Raw genomic sequence first — 1,613 nt, 5'->3', positions numbered from 1 at the left:
TTTGATAGTCGACCCGGCAGCCGACGGCGGCGGCCGAGGCGACGACCGTACCGAGGGTGCCGGCCACGACGGTGGCCGCCGTGGTGGCGGCGAGCAGGATCAGCCGATGTCTGGACGGGTGCATGCACTGCCTCCGGGATCCGGTGGTGATCGCTGCGGCACACCGGCCCTGCCCGGGGAAGCACGGTGGACCAACCCCACCGCGACGGCGGCGGACGGCGATCTGATCGGGGGTGAAACGCCCTGGAACTCACGGATCCGACTCACCGCGATCGTAGGGCAAGCGCTTTCCGACACGCAACATCGACGCCTGTCGCTCGCTCTGGATTGAGCTTCCGGTCTTGCCCGGACGATCGATGCCTGGTCAACTCGTGCCGGTGAACCCTCACCACATGGACCCCGCCGAATTCCGTCGCGCCGGGCACGCCGTCGTCGACTGGATCGCCGACTACTGGGCGACAGTGGAGCAACGACCGGTCACACCGACCGCTCCCCCGGGCACCGTGGCCGCCGCCCTGCCCGGCGCCCCGCCCACCACCGGCGGCGAACCGGTCGAGGCGGTCCTCGCCGACCTGGACTCGGTCGTCGTACCGGGGCTGACCCACTGGCAGCACCCGAGCTTCTTCGGCTACTTCCCGGCCAACACCTCCGGCCCGAGCGTGCTCGGCGACCTGGTCAGCGCCGGGCTCGGCGTCCAGGGCATGCTCTGGACCACCAGCCCGGCCTGCACCGAACTGGAGACGGTGATGATGGACTGGCTGGCCCACCTGATGGACCTGCCACAACGGTTCCACTCGACCGGCACCGGCGGTGGGGTCATCCAGGACTCGGCCTCGTCGGCGACGCTGGTGGCCACCCTGGCCGCGCTGCACCGGGCCAGCGACGGCCGGTGGCGTCACGCCGGCATCGACCGGCGCTACCGCGCCTACACCTCCGTGCACGGGCACTCGTCCATCGAGAAGGCCGCACGGCTCGCCGGGCTGGGCGACGACGGCGTCCGGTCGATCGCCGTGGACCCGGACACCCAGGCGATGCTGCCGGGCGAGCTCCGGACCGCGATCGAGGCCGACCTTGCCGCCGGTGACGTACCGGCCATCGTGGTGGCGACCATCGGCACCACCTCCACCACCGCCATCGACCCGCTGCCCGAGATCGGAACCATCTGCGCCGAGTACGGCATCTGGCTGCACGTGGACGCCGCGTACGCGGGCGCCGCCGCCGTCTGCCCCGAGCTGCGGTGGTCGCACGCCGGCCTGGAGTACGCCGACTCCTACTGCTTCGACCCGCACAAGTGGCTGCTCACCGGCTTCGACTGCGACGCGTTCTGGGTGGCCGACCGGGCGGCGCTGATCGAGGCGCTGACCGTACTGCCGGAATTCCTGCGTAACGCGGCCTCCGAGTCCGGTGCGGTGATCGACTACCGGGACTGGCAGGTGCCGCTGGGCCGACGGTTCCGAGCCCTCAAGCTGTGGTTCGTGCTGCGCTGGTACGGCGTCGAGGGGCTGCGGGCGCACATCCGCTCCGGGGTGACGCTGGCCGAGCGGTTCGCCGAGCGGGTCCGCGCCGACGACCGGTTCGAGGTGGCCGCCGCGCACCCGTTCTCACTGGTCTGC

1 protein-coding gene is annotated in these 1,613 nt (G+C 71.5%); it reads left to right on the top strand.

Features of this window, described 5'->3' with window-relative positions; genetic code table 11:
• Positions 1 to 392 precede the first annotated feature (392 nt).
• Positions 393 to 1,613 (top strand): pyridoxal-dependent decarboxylase (locus KBX53_RS32355; RefSeq protein ID WP_210863649.1); only part of this gene is annotated, 1,221 nt, incomplete at its 3' end.

Origin of the sequence: Micromonospora sp. M51 (assembly GCF_018070305.1) — a bacterium.
In the GTDB taxonomy this organism is placed as follows: Bacteria; Actinomycetota; Actinomycetes; order Mycobacteriales; family Micromonosporaceae; genus Micromonospora; species Micromonospora parva.
The sequence above is the reverse complement of the archived record's forward strand: the minus strand, read 5'-3'. Positions and strand labels throughout refer to the sequence as shown.